General features: G+C 62.3%; 17 protein-coding genes. 15 read left to right on the top strand and 2 right to left on the bottom strand.

Features of this window, described 5'->3' with window-relative positions; genetic code table 11:
- The first annotated feature begins 116 nt into the window (after positions 1–116).
- The 9 genes from livH (at position 117) to guaD (ending at position 13,036) form a co-directional block, all read left to right on the top strand.
- The gene (gene livH, locus GQA94_RS08930; RefSeq protein ID WP_158187677.1) at positions 117–1,040 is read left to right on the top strand and encodes a high-affinity branched-chain amino acid ABC transporter permease LivH; all 924 of its coding nucleotides are present in this window, start codon (positions 117–119) and stop codon (positions 1,038–1,040) included.
- Positions 1,037–2,293, top strand: a complete 1,257-nt coding sequence (locus GQA94_RS08925) for a high-affinity branched-chain amino acid ABC transporter permease LivM (RefSeq protein ID WP_158187676.1) — start codon at positions 1,037–1,039, stop codon at positions 2,291–2,293. The genes livH and GQA94_RS08925 overlap by 4 nt, the downstream gene beginning before the upstream one ends.
- A complete protein-coding gene (gene livG, locus GQA94_RS08920) occupies positions 2,290–3,057 on the top strand; it encodes a high-affinity branched-chain amino acid ABC transporter ATP-binding protein LivG (protein WP_158187675.1) in 768 nt (255 codons plus the stop codon). The genes GQA94_RS08925 and livG overlap by 4 nt, the downstream gene beginning before the upstream one ends.
- A 2-nt stretch (positions 3,058–3,059) precedes the next feature.
- Positions 3,060–3,761, top strand: a complete 702-nt coding sequence (locus GQA94_RS08915) for an ABC transporter ATP-binding protein (RefSeq protein WP_158187674.1) — start codon at positions 3,060–3,062, stop codon at positions 3,759–3,761.
- 350 nt (positions 3,762–4,111) lie between these two features.
- Complete coding sequence (locus GQA94_RS08910; RefSeq protein ID WP_158187673.1) at positions 4,112–5,467, top strand: 8-oxoguanine deaminase; 1,356 nt, start codon at positions 4,112–4,114, stop codon at positions 5,465–5,467.
- Positions 5,468–5,803: 336 nt separating this feature from the next.
- Entirely contained in the window at positions 5,804–7,243 is a 1,440-nt protein-coding gene (xdhA, locus tag GQA94_RS08905) for a xanthine dehydrogenase small subunit (RefSeq protein WP_158187672.1), read from the top strand.
- On the top strand, positions 7,236–9,623 hold the full coding sequence (gene xdhB / locus GQA94_RS08900; protein ID WP_158187671.1) for a xanthine dehydrogenase molybdopterin binding subunit: 2,388 nt from the start codon (positions 7,236–7,238) through the stop codon (positions 9,621–9,623). The genes xdhA and xdhB overlap by 8 nt, the downstream gene beginning before the upstream one ends.
- 153 nt (positions 9,624–9,776) lie before the next feature.
- Positions 9,777–10,637: a xanthine dehydrogenase accessory protein XdhC gene (gene xdhC / locus GQA94_RS08895; RefSeq protein ID WP_158187670.1), complete on the top strand. Its 861-nt coding sequence runs from the start codon at positions 9,777–9,779 to the stop codon at positions 10,635–10,637.
- A gap of 1,094 nt (positions 10,638–11,731) precedes the next feature.
- Positions 11,732–13,036, top strand: coding sequence for a guanine deaminase (gene guaD, locus GQA94_RS08890; RefSeq protein WP_158187669.1), 1,305 nt, complete (start codon positions 11,732–11,734; stop codon positions 13,034–13,036).
- A gap of 241 nt (positions 13,037–13,277) precedes the next feature.
- Here guaD and GQA94_RS08885 read toward each other — a convergent pair whose 3' ends face one another.
- Positions 13,278–14,033: a GntR family transcriptional regulator gene (locus GQA94_RS08885; protein WP_158187668.1), complete on the bottom strand. Its 756-nt coding sequence runs from the start codon at positions 14,031–14,033 to the stop codon at positions 13,278–13,280.
- A 368-nt stretch (positions 14,034–14,401) separates the two neighbouring features.
- Between GQA94_RS08885 and GQA94_RS08880 the strand changes: the two genes are divergently transcribed.
- Together GQA94_RS08880 and GQA94_RS08875 are read left to right on the top strand one after the other, a co-directional pair.
- Positions 14,402–15,748, top strand: coding sequence for an NCS2 family permease (locus GQA94_RS08880; RefSeq protein WP_158187667.1), 1,347 nt, complete (start codon positions 14,402–14,404; stop codon positions 15,746–15,748).
- Positions 15,749–16,050: 302 nt separating this feature from the next.
- Positions 16,051–16,677, top strand: a complete 627-nt coding sequence (locus GQA94_RS08875) for a LysE family translocator (protein ID WP_158187666.1) — start codon at positions 16,051–16,053, stop codon at positions 16,675–16,677.
- A gap of 151 nt (positions 16,678–16,828) precedes the next feature.
- On the opposite strand, the gene uraH is transcribed toward GQA94_RS08875, so the two are convergent.
- Positions 16,829–17,182 (bottom strand): hydroxyisourate hydrolase, encoded by a 354-nt coding sequence (gene uraH / locus GQA94_RS08870; protein WP_158187665.1) that lies wholly within the window; start codon positions 17,180–17,182, stop codon positions 16,829–16,831.
- Positions 17,183–17,535: 353 nt separating this feature from the next.
- Between uraH and puuE the strand changes: the two genes are divergently transcribed.
- The 4 genes from puuE (at position 17,536) to GQA94_RS08850 (ending at position 20,631) form a co-directional block, all read left to right on the top strand.
- The gene (puuE, locus tag GQA94_RS08865) at positions 17,536–18,468 is read left to right on the top strand and encodes an allantoinase PuuE (protein WP_158187664.1); all 933 of its coding nucleotides are present in this window, start codon (positions 17,536–17,538) and stop codon (positions 18,466–18,468) included.
- Positions 18,465–18,980 carry a 2-oxo-4-hydroxy-4-carboxy-5-ureidoimidazoline decarboxylase gene (uraD, locus tag GQA94_RS08860; RefSeq protein ID WP_158187663.1) on the top strand — a complete coding sequence of 172 codons (516 nt, stop codon included), beginning with the start codon at positions 18,465–18,467 and terminating at the stop codon, positions 18,978–18,980. Before puuE ends, uraD begins: the two co-directional genes overlap by 4 nt.
- A gap of 39 nt (positions 18,981–19,019) precedes the next feature.
- The gene (gene alc, locus GQA94_RS08855) at positions 19,020–20,015 is read left to right on the top strand and encodes an allantoicase (RefSeq protein ID WP_158187662.1); all 996 of its coding nucleotides are present in this window, start codon (positions 19,020–19,022) and stop codon (positions 20,013–20,015) included.
- 91 nt (positions 20,016–20,106) lie between these two features.
- Positions 20,107–20,631, top strand: coding sequence for an ureidoglycolate lyase (locus GQA94_RS08850; RefSeq protein ID WP_158187661.1), 525 nt, complete (start codon positions 20,107–20,109; stop codon positions 20,629–20,631).
- Positions 20,632–20,655 lie beyond the last annotated feature (24 nt).

Raw genomic sequence — 20,655 nt, 5'->3', positions numbered from 1 at the left:
AGGCAATGTGCGTGATCCGCACCGAGCCCCTGACGCCGCATTTCGTCATGCTGCGTGTTCGAAGCAGGTCCGCATTGGCGGTCGAGCACGGGCTGCTGGGTGTTCAGGAGAATGTAATGCCTGAGCTTTACCACTACTTCCAACAGCTGATCAACGGCCTGACCGTTGGCAGCACCTACGCCCTGATAGCCATCGGATACACGATGGTCTACGGCATTATCGGCATGATCAACTTCGCCCACGGCGAGGTATACATGATCGGCTCCTACGTCGCTTTCATCGCCATCGTCGGGCTTTCGATGATGGGCCTCGATGCCCTTCCAATCCTGATGATCGGTGCGTTCGCCGCCGCCATGATTGTCACCAGCGCCTACGGTTACAGCATCGAGCGGGTCGCCTACCGACCCTTGCGCGGAAGTAACCGATTGATCCCGCTGATATCGGCGATCGGCATGTCGATCTTCCTGCAGAACGTCGTGTTGCTTTCCCAGGACTCGAAGGACAAGGCCATCCCCAACCTGATGCCGGGCAATTTCATCTTCGGTGAGAGCGCCATGAACGGTGTGGTCGTTTCCTACATGCAGGTGCTGATCTTCGTGGTCACCATCATTGCCATGCTGGGCCTGACGCTGTTCATTTCCCGCTCACGCCTGGGCCGCGCCTGCCGTGCCTGCGCCGAAGACCTGAAAATGGCCAACCTTCTGGGCATCAACACCAACAGCATTATCGCCCTGACCTTCGTCATTGGTGCAGCGCTGGCGGCCATCGCGGCCGTGCTGATCAGCATGCAGTACGGGGTGATCAACCCGCATATCGGTTTCCTGGCGGGTATCAAGGCGTTCACCGCCGCGGTGCTCGGCGGCATTGGCAGTATTCCCGGCGCGATGCTGGGTGGCCTGGTGCTCGGCGTGGCCGAAGCCTTCGGTGCGGACATTTTCGGTGACCAGTACAAGGACGTCGTGGCGTTCAGCCTGCTGGTGCTGGTCCTGCTGTTCCGCCCGACCGGCATTCTTGGTCGCCCGGAGGTGGAAAAGGTATGACCCGCAATCTTCGTACTGCCTTTTTCAGCGCCCTGCTGGTCATCGCCGTCGCGGTACCGGTTTTCGGTCTGAAGCTCACCACCGTCGGCATCCGGCTCGAAGTCCACGGCAGCGATGCAAACACCTTCTGGATCATCGCCGCCTGTGCCGTCGCGATGTTTTTCTGGCAGCTGTTCCGCCATCACCTGGCCGCCGGCTGGGCCGCCAGTCCCAACCTGCCGACGGTTCCGGCCGGTGCGGGCAATTTCCTCACCCTGCCATCGACGCAGCGCTACATCATCATCGCCCTGATAGTGCTGGCACTGGTATGGCCGTTCTTCGGCTCGCGGGGTGCGGTGGATATCGCCACGCTGATTCTGATCTACGTGATGCTCGGCCTGGGCCTGAACATCGTGGTGGGACTGGCGGGCTTGCTGGACCTCGGTTATGTCGGGTTCTACGCCGTTGGCGCGTACACCTATGCCCTGCTCTCGCATTACTACGGGATCGGATTCTGGATGGCACTGCCGATTGCCGGCGCCATGGCGGCCCTGTTCGGCTTCCTGCTGGGCTTCCCGGTGCTGAGGCTGCGCGGCGACTACCTGGCCATCGTGACCCTGGGCTTCGGCGAGATCATCCGCTTGTTGCTGCGCAACATGACCGAACTCACCGGAGGCCCGAACGGCATCAGCGGGATCGACAAACCGACCCTGTTCGGCTTGTCGTTCGACCGTCGCGCCGCCGAGGGCATGCAGACCTTTCACGAGTTCTTCGGCGTGGATTACAGCTCCATCAACAAGGTGATCTTCCTCTACCTGATCGCCGTGCTGCTGGTATTGCTGACCCTGTTCGTCATCAATCGCCTGCTGCGCATGCCCATCGGACGCGCCTGGGAAGCGCTGCGTGAAGACGAGATCGCCTGCCGCGCGCTGGGTATGAACCCGACGGTGATCAAGCTTTCAGCCTTTACCCTGGGTGCGAGCTTCGCCGGTTTCGCCGGCAGCTTCTTCGCCGCCCGCCAGGGCCTGGTGTCGCCGGAATCCTTCACCTTCATCGAATCGGCCATCATTCTCGCCATCGTCGTCCTCGGCGGCATGGGTTCTCAGTTGGGGGTGATTCTCGCCGCCATCGTGATGATCCTGTTGCCCGAGCTGATGCGTGAGTTCAGCGAATACCGCATGCTGATGTTCGGCGCCATGATGGTGCTGATGATGATCTGGCGTCCGCAGGGCCTGCTGCCCATGCAACGCCCCCACCTGGAGCTGAAACGATGAGCCGCCCGATTCTCGAAGTACGCGGCTTGACCATGCGTTTCGGCGGCCTGCTGGCCGTCAACGGGGTGGGTCTGACCGTACATGACAAACAAGTGGTCTCGATGATCGGCCCCAATGGCGCCGGCAAGACCACGGTATTCAACTGCCTGACCGGCTTCTACCAACCGACCTCCGGTGAAATTCTGCTCGACGGGGAAGCGATCCAGGGCCTGCCGGGCCACAAGATTGCACGCAAGGGTGTGGTTCGAACCTTCCAGAACGTCAGGCTGTTCAAGGACATGACGGCCGTGGAGAACCTGCTCGTCGCGCAACATCGCCACTTGAACACGGGCTTCCTGTCCGGCCTGCTGAAGACCAAGGCGTTCCGCAAGAGCGAGCATGAAGCGATGGATTTTGCCGCGCACTGGCTCGAGCAGGTCAACCTGACCGATATCGCCAACCGTCCTGCCGGCACGCTCGCCTACGGTCAACAGCGGCGCCTGGAAATTGCGCGCTGCATGATGACGCGCCCGCGCATTCTCATGCTCGACGAGCCCGCCGCGGGTCTCAACCCCAAGGAAACCGAGGACCTCAAGGCGCTGATCGGCATGCTGCGCGACACGCACGACGTCACGGTGCTGTTGATCGAACACGACATGAAGCTGGTCATGAGCATTTCCGACCACATTGTCGTGATCAATCAGGGTTGCCCGCTGGCCGACGGCACGCCGAGCCAGATCCGAGACAATCCGGACGTGATCAAAGCCTATCTGGGGGAGGCGTAACCATGCTGTATTTCGAAAACGTCTCGACCTTCTACGGCAAGATCCAGGCACTGCACAACGTCGATGTCGAAGTCCGCAAGGGCGAGATCGTCACGTTGATCGGCGCCAACGGCGCCGGCAAGTCGACCCTGCTGATGACGCTGTGCGGCACGCCGATGGCCTCCGAAGGCAGCATCCGCTTCGAAGGCGATGAGCTGGTGGGCCGGCAGACCTGCGACATCATGCGCAAGGATATCGCCGTTGTGCCGGAGGGACGGCGCATCTTTGCCCGCCTGACGGTAGAGGAAAACCTCGCCATGGGCGGTTTCTTCACCAACAAGTCCGATTTCCAGGAACAGCTGGACAAGGTGCTGCTGCTGTTTCCACGCCTGAAGGAGCGCTTTCAGCAGCGTGGCGGCACCATGTCCGGGGGCGAACAGCAGATGCTCGCCATCGCCCGCGCCCTGATGAGCAAACCCAAGCTGTTGCTGCTGGACGAACCGTCGCTGGGACTGGCGCCGATCATCATCCAGCAGATTTTCGATATCATCGAGCAGTTGCGTGAGGATGGCGTGACCATCTTCCTCGTCGAGCAGAACGCCAACCAGGCGCTCAAACTGGCCGACCGTGGCTACGTGCTCGAGAACGGCCGCATCGTCATGCAGGGCAGTGGCGAAGAGCTGCTGAGCAATCCCCGGGTCCGTGACGCCTACCTCGGCGGTTGATCGAAAACACGTTGCAGGTTGTAAAGAACCTGCGCTGGCGATCCGCGGTGCGGGGTCGCCAGCAGACGTGGATCGGTGCCTCAAGGATGAGGACCGGAACGTCCTGGATTCGGGCGAACGAATTCGACCCGACAGGGCGGTGACAACGCTGGCGAGAGGCGTTAAGGTGCTTGCCGGCGACCCACTGTGTTTCCCCGACTGGGCGCCGTCCCGCGACTGGGCGTCCCCCGACTGGGCGTCCCAACTAGGCGTCCCCGACTAGGCGTCCCAACTAGGCGTCCCCCCTGGATCAGCAGACAGGGCATAACTGAGCTGGCTCATTTCTGAACTCAACTCAGGAGAAGCCGGCCATGACTGCCAGCCGTATCTGGATCAAGAATCCCCTCGCCATTTTCACCGCCAACGACCAGCACGCCTCCGGCGGCCTGGTGATCGAAGACGGCATCGTCGTCGAACTGCTCGCAGCCGGGCAGTCGCCCGCCACGCCCGTAGACAGTACGTTCGATGCCCGCGAGCATGTGGTGCTGCCGGGGCTCATCAACACTCATCACCACTTCTACCAGACCCTTACGCGTGCCTGGGCGCCCGTGGTGAATCAGCCACTGTTCCCCTGGCTGAAGACGCTGTATCCGGTCTGGGCACGCCTGACGCCAGACCGCCTGGCACTGGCCAGCAAGGTTGCGTTGGCCGAACTGCTGCTTTCGGGCTGCACCACCGCCGCCGACCACCACTACCTGTTTCCGGACGGCCTGGAAAATGCCATCGACGTGCAGATCGACGCGGTGCGCGAGCTGGGCATGCGCGCCATGCTCACCCGCGGGTCGATGAGCCTGGGTGAAGCGGATGGCGGTTTGCCGCCCCAGCACACGGTGCAGACGGCAGAGGCGATTCTGGCCGATAGCGAGCGGCTGATCGGCACCTATCACGAGCGGGGTGCCGGCGCGCAGATTCAGATTGCACTCGCGCCCTGCTCGCCCTTTTCGGTCACACCGGACATCATGCGCGCCAGCGCCGAACTGGCCGAGCACCACGATGTACGCCTGCACACGCACCTGGCCGAAACCCTCGACGAGGAAGCCTTCTGCCAGCAGCGCTTCGGCCTGCGCACCGTGGATTACCTGGACAGCGTGGGCTGGTTGTCCGGCCGCACCTGGCTGGCTCACGGCATTCATTTCAACGACGACGAGATCGAGCGCCTGGGCGCCGCCGGGACCGGCATCTGTCACTGTCCCAGCTCCAACATGCGCCTGGCCTCGGGCATCTGCCCGACCGTTGCGCTGGAACGCGCCGGTGCGGCCATTGGCCTGGGCGTGGACGGTTCGGCATCCAACGATGCCTCCAACATGATCCTCGAAGCCCGCCAGGCCTTGTATATCCAGCGCCTGCGTTACGGCGCCGAACAGATCACCCCGCAGCGGGTGCTCGGCTGGGCGACACGCGGTTCGGCACGCCTGCTGGGTCGCGACGACGTTGGCGAACTGAGTGTGGGCAAGCAGGCAGATCTGGCCCTGTTCAAGTTGGACGAACTGCGCTTCTCCGGCAGTCATGATCCGATTTCGGCACTGCTGTTGTGTGGCGCCGACCGTGCCGACCGGGTCATGATCGGCGGACAGTGGCGAGTGATCGACGGGCAGGTCGAGGGGCTCGACGTGGCCGGCCTGATCGCCAACCACAGCCAGGCTGCCCGAGCGTTGATCACGGGCTGAGCGATGGTGCACCGCGCCGCATGAAGGGTGCCTCCTGGCGGTGCAGCGGGCGTGCTCGATGGCAACACGGAACGCCTCGCTCACCGAAGCCCACGGGCGTCCGGTCGCCCGTGCCCCTTGCCGGCGAGACATTGCGCCCGTCGAGGCGAGGGGCACTATCGGGCCGCCTGAGCCACACTCAATACACGACCAGACAACCCGAAGCGGCATGCACATTGCTGCTTGAATTTCGCTCGTCGGCTCTACTGACTTTTGAGTCAGGAATTTGTTGACCTAAAAGTCAGATAAGGCTAATTTTCACGCCAGAGCCAAGAACAAAAATTCCCGGAGGCCTCTTTGATCCAGTTCCTACTCAATCGAGAACTGCACCGTGAGCAGACACTCGATCCGAATACCACCGTGCTGGAATACCTGCGTGAATACCGGGGTAAATCCGGTACCAAGGAAGGCTGCGCCTCCGGTGACTGCGGCGCCTGTACCGTCGTGGTCGGCGAGCTGGACGGTGACCGGCTGCGCTATCGCACGCTCAATGCCTGCCTCACGTTCGTGTCCGCGCTGCACGGCAAGCAGTTGATCACTGTCGAGGACCTCAAGCATCAGGGCCGGTTGCACAGCGTTCAGCAGGCGATGGTCGATTGCCACGGCTCGCAGTGCGGGTTCTGCACGCCGGGCTTCGTCATGAGCCTGTTCGCCCTGCAGAAGTCGGCGGACGGTTACGACAAGGCCGACACCCATGAGGCGCTGGCGGGAAACCTCTGCCGCTGCACTGGCTATCGCCCGATCCTGGATGCCGCCGAACAGGCCTGCTGCGCCAGGCAGCCGGACCAGTTCGACGCGCGTGAAGCCGAAACCATCGCGCAACTGAAGGCCATCGCACCACTTGAAACCGCCGAACTGAACAGCGGAGACAAACGCTGCCTGTCGCCGTTGACCGCCGCCGACCTGGCCGACATCTACAGCGCCAATCCCGACGCCCGTCTGCTGGCCGGCGGCACCGACCTGGCACTTGAAGTCACTCAGTTCCACCGCGAACTGCCCGTGATGATCTACGTCGGACACATTGCCGAGATGAAGCAGGTCGAGGTCACCGACACCCACATCGAGATCGGCGCGGCCACGCCGCTGACCGACTGCTACCCGGTGCTGGCGCAGGAGTACCCGGATTTCGGTGAGCTGCTGCACCGCTTCGCCTCCCTGCAGATCCGCAACCAAGGCACGCTGGGCGGCAACATTGGCAACGCCTCGCCCATCGGCGACTCGCCACCGCTGCTGATCGCGCTGGGTGCGCAAGTGGTCCTGCGCAAGGGCCGCAACCGCCGCACGCTGCTGTTGCAGGACTACTTCATCGATTACAAGGTCACCGCCCGCGAACCGGGCGAGTTCATCGAGAAGATCATCGTTCCGCGCGCGCAGCCAAACCGGGTGTTCCGTGCGTACAAGGTATCCAAGCGCCTGGATGACGACATTTCAGCCGTCTGCGCGGCCTTCGATCTGAAGCTCGAAGGTGGCCTGATCGATGATGCCCGCATCGCCTTCGGCGGCATGGCCGCCATTCCCAGACGCGCGCTGGCCTGCGAACGTGCGCTGATCGGCGCGCCGCTGAGCACCGACACCATCGAAAAGGCCTGCCAAGCTCTGGAAAAAGACTTCACGCCGCTGACCGATTTTCGTGCCAGCCGTGAGTACCGCCTGCTGGTCGCTCAGAACCTGCTGCGCAAATACTTCCTCGAACAACAAGCGCCAGCGTATGAAACGAGGGTCACGTCCTATGCATAAGCCCACTCGATCACAAGCGGAACTGGCCGCCCTGTTCACTCAGGATCTGGTCACCGGCGTGGGTCGCAGCGTCAAGCATGACAGCGCGCCCAAGCACGTCACCGGCGAAGCGGTGTATGTCGACGACCGGCTGGAATTCCCGAACCAGCTGCATGTGTATGCGCGTATGAGTGACCGCGCGCACGCCCGCATCCTGCGCATCGATACGGCGCCCTGCTATGCGGTGCCGGGCGTCGCCATCGCCATTACCGCCGCGGATGTGCCGGGCCAGCTGGACATTGGCGCGGTGATGCCCGGCGACCCGCTGCTGGCTGACGGCAAGGTGGAGTTCGTCGGCCAACCGGTGATTGCCGTCGCGGCCGACAGCCTTGAAACCGCGCGCAAGGCCGCCATGGCCGCGATCATCGAATACGAAGACCTTGAGCCGGTGCTCGATGTGGTCGATGCGCTGCGCAAGAAGCATTTCGTGCTCGACAGTCACACCCACAAGCGCGGCGACTCCAGTGCGGCGCTGGCGACCGCGCCACGACGTCTGCAGGGCAGCCTGCACATTGGCGGGCAGGAACACTTCTACCTGGAAACGCAGGTTTCCTCGGTGATGCCCACCGAAGACGGCGGCATGATCGTCTACACCTCGACGCAGAACCCCACCGAGGTACAGAAGCTGGTCGCCGAGGTGCTCGGTGTCTCGATGAACAGGATCGTCATCGACATGCGTCGCATGGGCGGCGGCTTCGGTGGCAAGGAAACCCAGGCGGCAGGGCCGGCGTGCCTGTGCGCAGTGATCGCGCATCTCACCGGTCGTCCGACCAAGATGCGACTGCCGCGCATGGAAGACATGACCATGACCGGCAAGCGCCACCCCTTCTACGTCGAATACGACGTCGGCTTCGATGACGACGGCCTGCTGCACGGCATCGAGATCAACCTGGCCGGCAACTGCGGCTACTCACCGGACCTCTCCGGCTCCATCGTCGACCGCGCCATGTTCCACTCCGATAACGCCTATTACCTGGGCGACGCCACCATCAACGGCCATCGCTGCAAGACCCACCTGGCCTCCAACACCGCCTATCGCGGCTTCGGCGGCCCGCAGGGCATGGTCGCCATCGAGGAGATCATGGACACCGTCGCGCGTGAGCTGGGCAAGGACCCTCTCGAGGTGCGCAAACGCAACTACTACGGCAAGACCGAGCGCAACGTCACGCCCTACTACCAGACCGTCGAGCACAACATGCTCGAGGAGATGACCGCCGAGCTTGAAGCCAGCAGCGAATATGCCCGCCGCCGGGCGGAAATCCGTGCCTTCAACGCAACGAGTCCGATCCTCAAGAAAGGCCTGTCGCTGACCCCGGTCAAATTCGGCATCAGCTTCACCGCCAGCTTCCTCAACCAGGCCGGTGCGCTGGTGCACGTCTACACCGATGGCAGCATCCACCTCAACCACGGCGGCACCGAGATGGGTCAGGGCCTGAATACCAAGGTTGCGCAGGTAGTGGCCGAAGTGTTCCAGGTCGATATCGACCGTATCCAGATCACTGCGACCAACACCGACAAAGTGCCGAACACCTCGCCGACCGCCGCATCGAGCGGTGCGGACCTCAACGGCAAGGCCGCGCAGAACGCGGCGCAGACCATCAAGCAGCGGCTGATCGAGTTCGCCGCGCGGCACTATCAGGTCACCGAAGAAGATGTCGAGTTCAACAACGGCCAGGTGCGCATCCGCGATCAGTACGTCTCGTTCGACGAACTCATCCAGCAGGCCTATTTCGGCCAGGTTTCGCTGTCGTCCACCGGCTTCTATCGCACACCGAAGATCTACTACGACCGGAGCCAGGCGCGGGGCCGTCCGTTCTATTACTTCGCTTATGGCGCCGCCTGTTCGGAGGTAATCGTCGATACCCTGACCGGCGAGTACAAGATGTTGCGCAGCGACATCCTCCATGACGTCGGCGCCTCGCTGAACCCGGCCATCGACATAGGCCAGGTGGAAGGCGGCTTCGTCCAGGGCATGGGCTGGCTGACCACCGAAGAGCTGGTGTGGAACGACAAAGGCAAGCTGATGACCAACGGACCGGCGAGCTACAAGGTGCCGGCAGTGGCCGACATGCCGCTCGATCTGCGCGTCAAGCTGGTCGAGAACCGCAAGAATCCGGAAGACACGGTGTTCCACTCCAAAGCCGTCGGCGAGCCACCGTTCATGCTGGGAATATCCGTCTGGTGCGCGATCAAGGACGCCGTCGCCAGCCTGGCCGACTACAAGGCCCAGCCGAAGATCGACGCCCCGGCCACGCCCGAGCGTGTGCTGTGGGGGGTCGAGCAGATGCGCAAGCTGAAGCGGACCACGGCTGCAACGGCGGCAGAAACCACGCCAGCCTGAAGCTCATGGCTACCACGGTTGCGGGATCATGGATGGGCTTCACGCCCAGGTGTAGGGTGGGCTCTGGCCCACCGGGAACAACTTGAACGTCTCGAAAAGAAACCGCGTGGCGGTTTCCACGAAACGTCCATCCGTACGACGAAGGACAGAAACATGAGCAACACGGTCTGGATCGAAGCGCTCGCCGACCTGCAGCAACAGGGCGAACCCTGTGTGCTGGTGACCATCATCGAGGAGCGCGGCTCGACGCCGCGCAATGCGGGTTCGAAAATGGTCGTCAGCCGCGAGCGCCTGTATGACACCATCGGCGGCGGCCACCTGGAATACAAGGCGCAGCAGATTGCCCGCCAGATGCTGGAGAACCGCAGCCGCGAGACCCGCCTGGAGCGCTTCTCCCTCGGTGCGAGCCTGGGACAATGCTGCGGTGGCGCGACCGTGCTGCTGTTCGAACCCATGGGCCAGCCGCAGGCGCACATCGCCGTGTTCGGCGCCGGCCATGTCGGGCGCGCGCTGGTGCCGCTGCTCGCCAGCCTGCCCTGCAAGGTGCGCTGGATCGACTCGCGCGCAAGCGAATTCCCCGCGCAGATTCCCGCCGGGGTGGACAGGGTCGTCAATGACGAGGTAGTCGATGAAGTGGCCGCCATGCCGGCCGGCAGTTACTTCATCGTCATGACGCACAATCACTCACTCGACCTGGAACTGAGCGCGGCCATCCTTGCGCGCAATGATTTCACGTATTACGGGCTGATCGGCTCGAAGAGCAAACGCGCCAAGTTCGAGCACCGCCTGCGTGACCGAGGTGTGCAACCCGAAACGCTACAACGCATGCGCTGCCCGATGGGCATCGCCGAGGTAAAAGGCAAGCTGCCGGTCGAAATTGCCGTGTCCATCGCCGGGGAAGTGATCGCCACCTACAACGCCCATTTCGGTGAAAAGAACGGCGAGAAGACCCGCGACGGCGAAAAACCGGTGCCCATGCTGGTGCCCGCCTCGCGTCGCTCGCAGAACGGCTGATCACGCGACGCCGCTCACTGGAAGCGACTTATCACCGGAAGACACCATTCAACGACAGGCATCTAGCGCCACACCTTTCCGTGGGAGGCGCGACCTCGCGGCGAACGGGCCGCAAGCCGACCGAACGCTTCGCCCCGAGGGCGGCCCCCCTACAACCCAACGCACACTCATTACAACGATTCGAGATGCACCATGCGCCCATCAAAGCTCGCAGAACGGCTGATCACGCGACCGCCGCTCACTGGAAGCGACTTATCACCGGAAGACACCATTCAGCGACAGGCATCTAGCGCCACACCTTTTCCGTGGGAGGCGCGACCTCGCGGCGAACGGGCCGCAAGCCGACCGAACGCTTCGCCCCGAGGGCGGGCCTCCCACAACCCAACGCACACTCATTACAACGATTCGAGATGCACCATGCGCCCATCAAAGCTCGCAGAACGGCTGATCACGCGACCGCCGCTCACTGGAAGCGACTTATCACCGGAAGACACCATTCAGCGACAGGCATCTAGCGCCACACCTTTTCCGTGGGAGGCGCGACCTCGCGGCGAACGGGCCGCAAGCCGACCAAACACTTAGCCCCGAGGGCGGGCCTCCCACAACCCAACGCACGCTCATCACAACGATTCGAGACGCACCATGCGCCCATCAAAGCTCGCAGAACGGCTGATCACGCGACTATCGCTCACTGGAAGCGACTTATCATCGGAAGACACCTTTTAATGACAGGCATCTAGCGTCAGGCACCTTTTCCGTAGGAGGCGCGACCTCGCGGCGAATGGGCCGCAAGCCGACCGAACGCTTCGCCCCGAGGGCGGGCCTCCCACAACCCAACGCATACTCTTTACAACGATTCGAGATGCACCATGCGCCCATCAAAGCTCGCAGAACGGCTGATCACGCGACTATCGCTCACTGGAAGCGACTTATCATCGGAAGACACCTTTTAATGACAGGCATCTAGCGTCAGGCACCTTCCGTGGGAGGCGCGCCCTCGCGGCGAACGGGCCGCAAGCCGACCGAACGCTTCGCCCCGAGGGCGGGCCTCCTACAACCCAACGCACACTCATTACAACGATCCGAGACTCGCCATGCCCCAATCAAAAGCCTACCGTGCCGCCCTGCTTCACTGCCTCGCCGACCCGCGCGAGGTAGGCATCGAGCAGTCCCATGAGTATTTCGAAGATGGCCTGCTGGTGGTCGAGGACGGCAAGATCGCACGCATCGGTGCCGCCACCGATCTGCTTCCCACCCTGGCAGCCGGCACCGAGGTGGTCGAGTACCCGGATGCGCTGATCACGCCCGGCTTTATCGACACCCATATTCATTACCCGCAGGTCGGTGTGATCGGCTCCTACGGCGCGCAGTTGCTCGATTGGCTGGAGACCTACACGTTTCCCAATGAAGGCCGTTTCAGCGACATGGCGCATGCCCGCGAACAAGCCGACCTGTTTCTCGCCGAGCTGCTGCGCAACGGCACCACCACGGCGCTGGTATTCGGCACGGTGCACAAGCAATCGGTGGAAGCCTTCTTCGAGGCGGCGGAAAAGCTCGGCCTGCGGATGATTGCGGGCAAGGTACTGATGGACCGCAACGCGCCGGACTTTTTGACTGATACGGCAGAGTCCGGCTATGCCGACAGCCGCGAACTGATCGAGCGCTGGCATGGCAAGGGTCGCCTGCATTACGCCGTCACCCCCCGCTTCGCGCCAACCAGCACACCGGAACAGTTGGCCCTGGCGGGCAAGCTGTTCGCCGAGTTCCCCGACCTGTACATGCACACCCACATATCCGAAAACAAGCAGGAGATCGAATGGGTCAAGGCGCTGTTCCCCGAGCGCAGCGGCTATCTGGACGTTTATGACCACCATGGCCTGATTGGCGCCCGCTCGGTGTTCGCTCACGGGGTCCACCTGTGTGACGAGGAGTGCAAGCGTCTGGGCGAAACCGGCTCGGCGGTGGCGTTCTGCCCCACCTCCAACCTGTTCCTCGGCAGCGGCCTGTTCGACCTGGCCAAGTTGGAAAGCCATGGCGTGCGGGTGGGCCTGGGCACCGATGTCGGCGGGGGCACCAGCTTCTCGCAACTGCAAAGCCTCAACGAAGCCTACAAGGTGCTGCAGTTGCAGGGGCAGAAGCTCGACGCGTTCAAGGCCTTGTACCTGGCTACGCTCGGTGGCGCCCGCGCCCTGTACCTGGACGAGCAAGTCGGCAACCTGCAACCGGGCAAGGATGCGGACTTCGTGGTGCTCGACTACAAGGCGACTCCGTTGATCGAATACCGTCTGAGCCAGGCGACGACGCTACAAGAGCGCCTGTTCGCCCTGATGACACTGGGCGACGACCGTGCGGTCAAGGAAACCTACGCCGCCGGTGTCTCGGTACACCGCAAGGCGTGAACCGAACGCTTGCGCGCGGGCGGGTCGCAATACACCAGGGTGCGCGGCAGGTGATTCAGGGTGGGCCAACGCTCACCCTATCCGATCGGCATAGCGCATGGCACCGGAGGGCTGCCGGCCTTGCCGCTTGCCGGGTGGGTTCAGCGGCGAGCGCGTGTGACAGGTCGCCGTCCCGATCACCGCGAAACTCGCCGACGCTTTATGCACCCGTTGCTGCCTTCAGTTCAGACCACTGAGACGATCAACGAGCGGTGCGTGGCTTTTTCTTCGCCAGCATCACGTGAGAAAACACCGCGTGCAGGTCATCCGAGGCGCTGTCTTCGTCGAGGTTGAGCTTGCTATCGATATGATCCATGTGATGCATCATCAGGCTGACCGCCTTGTCGCTGTCGCGAGCGACGATGGCATCGATCAACTGATTGTGCTCATCGAACGAGCAGTGCGAGCGGTTGCTGCTTTCGTACTGCGCGATGATCAGCGAGGTCTGGGAAACCAGGCTTCGCTGAAAGCTGACCAGCGGGGCATTTTTTGCGGCCTCGGCCAGCTTGAGATGAAACTCGCCGGACAGGCGAATGCCGGCACCGCGATCGCCACGGGCGAAGCAGTCCTGTTCATCCGCGACCATCTTGCGCAGCTCCGCCAACTGCTCGGCACTGGCGTGCTGAACCGCCAGTTCGGTGATGGCGCGCTCGACCATCCGGCGCGCGAAGAAGATCTGCCTGGCCTCCTCGACACTGGGACTTGCGACGACCGCGCCCCGGTTCGGACGCAACAACACCACGCCCTCATGGGCCAGGCGCGACAGCGCGCGACGAATGATGGTCCGGCTCACGCCGAAGATTTCGCCCAGGGCTTCTTCGCTGAGTTTGGTGCCGGGTGCGAGGCGCTGCTCCAGGATCGCGTCGAAGATGTGCGCGTAAACGATGTCGTCCTGTGTCCCGGTACGGGCCTTGCCGCTTCGTGTCGGCTTTTTGAGAGGCTGCAACTGTTCGTTCATGGTGACTCGCGTCGGAAATGTCGGCAGAACCGAACTTTACTGCCTTTCGGCACCCGGCTGGCAGTAGCCCACGGCAAAAGATCGAATTAAATCGCCATTTATTGTGCACAATCAATGGTGTCGGTATTTTCCTAAAGACGGTCCACTTGGCGACTGGTCCGGCGCTCCGCCGTTTCCGTCGGCGCCAGGCATCAGTGATCCCGAGAAATATCGCAGAATCGCTGTTGCATTTCTTGTATACAAAAGCATAATCGCGTCAAGCCTTCCTGACCTCTCGGTCAAAAACCGAGTAGAAGAGCCCTCACCATCACCTGCCCTCGAGAGCACCGCTCTGGGTGATAGACAACAAGAACGATGAGGAACACCTTGTGGAAACCACAAAGCAGGAACAGCAATCGCTCGCGCTGCAGACGAAGAACCCCGGCTGGCTCGACCGATTCTTCAAACTCAGCGCCCATGGCACCCGCGTCAAAACCGAAATGCTCGCGGGCCTGACGACCTTCGTCACCATGGCCTATATCATTTTCGTCAACCCGAACATCATGGCCGATGCAGGCATCGATCACGGCGCCGCGTTCGTCGCCACCTGCATCGGTGCGGCCTTGGGCTGCCTGCTCATGGGGTTGTATGCCAATTGGCCGGTGGGCCTGGCACCCGGCATGGGCCTCAATGCGTTCTTCACCTATACGGTAGTCGGCGAGATGGGCTACAGCTGGCAGATCGCCCTCGGTGCGGTGTTCATTTCCGGTGTCCTGTTCATGGTCATGAGCCTGTCGCGCATCCGCGAATGGCTGCTCAACAGCATCCCGATGAGTTTGCGTTTTGCGATGGGTGCGGGCGTGGGTCTGTTCCTCGGCCTGATCGGCCTGAAAACGGCCGGTATCGTCGTCGACAGTCCGGCGACCCTGCTGACCATGGGCTCGTTCAGCGAACCGACTGCCTTGCTGGCGGCGATCTGCTTTCTGATGATCGCTGTGCTGAGCCACCGCAACGTATTCGGCGCGATCCTGCTGAGCATGCTGGTCGTCACCGGCATCGGCTGGGCCCTGGGATTGGTCGAATACAATGGCCTGGTCTCGATGCCGCCGAGCCTGGCGCCGACCTGGCTGGCCATGGATATCGCCGGTGCGCTGAACGTGGCGATGGTCAGCGTGATCCTGGCATTCCTGTTCGTGAACATGTTCGATACCGCCGGGACGCTGATGGGCGTTGCGCACCGCGCCAACCTGGTGGATGACGATGGCAAGATCCAGAACCTTTCACGTGCGCTGAAAGCCGACAGTACCTCCAGTGTGGTCGGTGCCTTCGTCGGCTGTCCGCCAGTGACCAGTTATGTCGAAAGCGCGTCGGGCGTCGCCGCGGGCGGTCGTACCGGGCTGACGGCGGTCACCGTTGGCGCGTTGTTCCTGATCGCCATGTTCTTCGCGCCCCTGGCCGGCATGATCCCCGCCTATGCGACCGCGGGCGCACTGATCTACGTCGCGATGCTGATGATGAGCGGGCTGGCGCATATCGACTGGAAGGACCACACCGATACGATTCCGGCCATCGTCACGGTGGTCATGATGCCGCTGACCTTTTCCATCGCCAACGGCATCGCGCTGGGCTTTCTGACCTACGCGACACTCAAACTGCTGACCGGTCAGCGCGACAAGGTTTCGATCAGCCTCTATGTGCTGTGCGTCATCTTCATCGCCAAGTTCGCCTTCCTTTAAGCAAGACGACCGGCCACGCCCCGCTGCTGCGTGCGGCGGGGTTTTTGAGTTTGCAGGAACCGGAACGGATCGGTGCTTCCGATGGGTCTGGCTTTGGTTTTTGTGGGAGGCCCGCCCCGGGGGCGAAGCTTTTGGGGCTTGGCAGGCCTGCATTCGCCGCGGGGCGCGCCTCCCACAAAAGCGGGTCGGTGAAGCGCCCGGACTTTTGGTTTTGGCTTGGGCTTTTGTAGGAAGCCCGCCTCGCTTAGCTGTAGTTTTACAGCGGCTGACACACACTTAAACGCCATACTGAGGTATCGAAAATGAGTCTGGAAACCTGGTTGTTATTTGCGAGCGCGGCGCTGGTGGTGATTCTGATCCCTGGCCCGCTGTCGCTGCTGATGATCAGCAACAGCCTCAACTACGGGCTGCGACGCTCCTGGCCGGCATTCATCGGCGGGGTGAGCGCCTCGATCTGTCTGCTCAGCGCTTCGGCGCTGGGACTTGGCGCGTTGCTGCTGGCATCGGAGCAGGTCTTCAGCATTCTGAAAATCATCGGCGCCTTCTATCTTTTCTACCTGGCCTGGCAGAGCTGGCAGGAATCGCGCCGCCCCGCCAGCGGGCCCAGCGTGGCGACACCCGAAGTCAGCCCGCGCTTTCGCCAGTTGTTCTGGCGCGCCTTTGGACTGGGCGCGAGCAATCCCAAGGACATTCTGTTTTTTGCGGCGTTTCTGCCGCAGTTTCTCAGTGCCGATCGGCCCTTCATGCCGCAGTTGCTGATGATGATCCTGACCTGGGCGGTGCTGGACCTGTGTTGCAAGCTGGCCTACGGACTCGGGGCGCACGGTGCGGCGCGCTACCTGCGCACCGGCAAGGGGCAGGTCTGGTTCAACCGCACCAGCGCGGCGCTGTTTGGCGGCGCGGGAGCCGCTTCCCTGATGAGCCGGTGAGGGACGCTCGCGTCGTTTCACAAGCGAAACCCGCCCCCGCCCCGCCGCGCCCAAAAAAAACCCGCCATCAGAGGCGGGTCGTAGACTCAGGGAGTCAAAGTTTCACGCATGGGAGCGGTATCTGCCGCGTCGCTGCACACGGCAGACGCCATCAGCTACCGCGGTAGGTGGAGTAGCTGTACGGCGAAATCAGTAGCGGAACATGGTAGTGGTCCTGCTCGGCGCTGATGCCGAAGCGCAGCACGACCACATCCAGAAATGCCGGCTCGGGCAGCTGCACGCCACGGGTTCGGTAGTAATCCCCGGCGCTGAACTGCAGCTGATAAACACCGGAACGGTATTCGGTGCCCTCCAGCAACGGTGAATCGCAGCGGCCATCGGAATTGGTCTGGCGGGTGGTGATGAGTTCGAGGCGATCGCCATCGACCCGATAGAGTTCGATGCGGATGTCACTGCCCGGGCAACCATGGGCCGCATCCAGTACATGAGTAGTCAAACGTCCCATAGATTCTCGCATCGCAGATTTACTGACGATGCCCGCCTCCTCTTGTGGTTAGTGTGGACAGGCTCGAGCATAGCATGCACCCGCACATTTGAAAGACACTTTCTAGAAAAATTGTACACAATCTTAAGTATCCAATTCTGGCCCGATTTCTGCTGTTTAATCTGCCAGCGCTGCGCTATACAGCGCCAGCCGGGCGCACAAGCGGAGCCTGGAGCCGAGCGCCCTGGCCGAGCTGGAAAATAAATCAACGAAATGTGATTTACAAAGCGCAAAACGTTTTGTATACAATTGAGCCATGACGGTCGCACGGCAATCCAAGGCAGCGACCCGCGATCGATAAAGGAATAACAACAGTGAGCGCCGACTACCCTCGTGATCTCATCGGCTATGCCGACAACCCACCCCATCCGCAATGGCCGGGCGATGCCCGTATCGCCCTGTCTTTCGTACTCAACTACGAAGAAGGCGGCGAACGCTGTGTGCTGCATGGTGACAAGGAATCCGAAGCCTTTCTTTCCGAGATGGTGGCCGCGCAACCCTTGCAGGGCGTGCGTAACATGAGCATGGAGTCACTGTATGAATACGGCAGCCGCGCGGGCGTCTGGCGCCTGCTCAAGCTGTTTCGCAAGCACGACATCCCGCTGACGATCTTCGCCGTCGCCATGGCCGCCCAGCGGCACCCGGACGTGATAAAGGCCATGGTTGCCGATGGCCACGAGATCTGTAGCCACGGTTACCGCTGGATCGACTACCAGTACATGACCGAGGAGCAGGAGCGCGAGCATATGCTCGAGGCGATCCGTATCCTGACCGATATCACCGGTGAACGCCCGCTGGGCTGGTACACCGGCCGCACCGGCCCGCACACGCGGCGACTGGTTCGTGAGGAAGGCGGCTTCCTCTATGACTCGGACACCTACGATGACGACCTGCCCTATTGGGACCCCGAATCTACCCCGGACAAGCCGCACCTGGTGATCCCATACACCCTGGATACCAACGATATGCGCTTCACCCAGGTGCAGGGATTCAACAAAGGCGACGACTTCTACCAGTACCTCAAGGACGCGTTCGACGTCCTCTACGCCGAGGGTGCCGAAGGCGCGCCGAAAATGCTGTCCATCGGGATGCACTGCCGCTTGCTGGGTCGCCCCGCGCGCCTGGCCGCGCTGCAGCGCTTCATCGAGTATGCCAAGGGCCATGAGCAGGTGTGGTTCGCCCGCCGCGTCGACATCGCCCGTCACTGGCACTCGACTCACCCCCTTACCGCGGAACGCGCCCTATGACCCCGTTCAAGACCATCAAGCCTTCCACCCTCGACCGCGAGACGTTCATTGCCACCTTCGCCGACGTCTACGAGCATTCGCCGTGGGTCGCCGACACGGTCTATCAGGCTGGCGTGGACGAAACGCTCGACTTTGTCGAGGTGATGCATGAACGCCTGTCTCAGGCGATGCTGTCGGCGCCTCGCGAAACCCAGCTTGCGCTGATCAACGCGCACCCGGATCTGGCCGGCAAGGCCGCCGTGCGCGGTGAACTGACGGCCTCCTCCACAGCCGAGCAGGCCGGCGCCGGGATTCACGAATGCACACCGGAGGAGTTCGCTCGCTTCACCGCGCTGAACGAGGCCTACAAGGACAGGTTCGGCTTCATCTTCATCATGGCGGTCAAGGGCAGTAACCGGCACCAGATCCTGGCGGCGTTCGAGGAGCGCATGCATAACACGCCAGATCAGGAGTTCGCCCGCGCCCTCGCCGAGATCAACAAAATCGCACTGTTCCGTCTGCAGGCGATGTAAGCAAGAGACCATCAGACGACACGAAGAGAAGAACAACCTATGAAGAGCTACGCCGTACCCTTCGAAAAATACGTCAACCTGGCCGACGCCCGCCTGGGCACCAAGGCCATCTCCGTCACCGACGACTGGTTCGCCGACGTCAACCGGCTATTCCAGCCGACGCCGGCCGTTTGGAAGGAGGGCGTTTTCGATGATAACGGCAAGTGGATGGACGGCTGGGAGTCGCGCCGCAAGCGCTTCGAAGGCTTCGACCACGCGGTCATTCGCCTCGGCGTGCCCGGCTCGATCAAGGGCGTCGACATCGACACCAGCTTCTTCACCGGCAACTTTCCACCCTCCGCGTCGCTGGAAGCCTGCTTCCTCGCCGAAGGCGATCCGGACGACCGTACCGTCTGGACCGAAATCCTGCCTGCGGTCGAACTCAAGGGCAACAGCCACCACTACCACGAGATCGGTGTGGACCAGCCGTTCAGCCACCTGCGCTTCAACATCTACCCGGACGGCGGCGTCGCCCGTCTGCGCGTACACGGCATTCCGTTCCGCGACTGGAGCAGTGTCGGCGACAACGAGCAGATCGACCTCGCCTCGGCGCTTAACGGCGGCCGTGCGCTGGCCTGCTCCGACGAGCATTTCGGCCGCATGAGCAACATTCTCAACCCCGGTCGTGGCATCAACATGGGCGATGGCTGGGAGACGGCGCGTCGCCGTACGCCGGGCAATGACTGGGTCATCGTCGCACTGGGCCACCCCGGCGAGATCGAGCGCATCGTCGTCGACACCCTGCACTTCAAGGGCAACTACCCGGACAGCTGCAACATCCAGGCGGCCTACGTCAAAGGCGGCACCGACAGCCAGATCGAAACCCAGAGCCTGTTCTGGCGTGAACTGCTGCCAAGCCAGAAGCTGGAGATGCACGCCGAGCATGAATTCAGCGAGCAGATCGCCCAGCTCGGGCCGATCACCCACGTGCGCCTGAACATCTTCCCGGACGGTGGCGTCAGTCGTCTGCGGTTGTTCGGCAAGGCCGTGAAGTAAGCGAAAGCAGGTGCAGCAGGTCGAGCGTGGCGGCTTTCGCCATGGCCCTCCTGCTGCCATGCGTTACAGCAATCCAGATAACGAGCACAGCATGCGCACACTCAAGATCGAACCGTTGACCAAGGAAGCCTTCGCCCCGTTCGGTGACGTGATCGAAACCGAAGGCAGCGACTATTTCATGATCAACAACGGTTCCACCCGCCGCTACCACAAGCTGGCGACGGTAGAGACCGCGCAGCCGGACGATCAGGCCATCATCAGCATCTTCGCCGCCGACGCGTTGGAAATGCCGCTGGTCATTCGCATGCTCGAACGACATCCGCAGGGCAGCCAGGCGTTCATTCCGCTGCTCGGCAACCCCTTTCTGGTCGTGGTCGCGCCACGTGGCGATGCACCTGTACCGGGTAACGTCCGCGCCTTCCGCAGCAACGGCAGGCAAGGCGTCAATTACCACCGCGGCGTCTGGCACCACCCGGTGCTGACGATCGAAAAGCGGGATGAATTCCTGGTGGTCGATCGCAGCGGTTCTGGCAACAACTGCGACGAGCATTTTTTCAACGAGGATGAGCTGGTTCTCCTCGACCCCCACCGGGACTCCGACCAAGCAACCGATTGATCAGCGACGGCATTACCGGCACGG

Source organism: Stutzerimonas stutzeri (assembly GCF_009789555.1).
In the GTDB taxonomy this organism is placed as follows: domain Bacteria; phylum Pseudomonadota; class Gammaproteobacteria; order Pseudomonadales; family Pseudomonadaceae; genus Stutzerimonas; species Stutzerimonas stutzeri_R.
This window is presented reverse-complemented; position numbering and strand designations above follow the sequence as displayed.